Annotated in this window: 1 pseudogene; it reads left to right on the top strand. The window is 65.0% G+C overall.

Annotated features, from left to right (window positions below):
- Nucleotides 1-317: pseudogene (locus FS767_RS21925) on the top strand (RNA degradosome polyphosphate kinase); the annotation flags it as partial.

Below are 317 nucleotides of genomic sequence, written 5' to 3'. Positions count from 1 at the left end.
GGCTCAAGTACCTGCTGATCTTTTCCAGCAACCTGGACGAATTCTTCGAGATCCGCGTGGCGGGTCTGAAGAAGCAGATCACCTTCGCCCGCGAGCAGGCCGGAGCCGACGGCCTGCTGCCGCACCAGGCGCTGGCGCGCATCAGCGACATCGTCCACGGCCAGGTGGAGCGGCAGTACGCCATCCTCAACGACGTGCTCCTGCCGGCCCTGGCCGAGCAGCAGATCCGCTTCATCCGCCGGCGTTACTGGGACGTCAAGATCAAGGCCTGGGTGCGCAAGTTCTTCCGCGACGAGATCGCGCCCATCATCACCCCC

Origin of the sequence: Pseudomonas sp. DE0010, assembly GCF_007680745.1 — a bacterium.
Classification (GTDB): domain Bacteria; phylum Pseudomonadota; class Gammaproteobacteria; order Pseudomonadales; family Pseudomonadaceae; genus Aquipseudomonas; species Aquipseudomonas parafulva_B.
The sequence above is the reverse complement of the archived record's forward strand: the minus strand, read 5'-3'. Positions and strand labels throughout refer to the sequence as shown.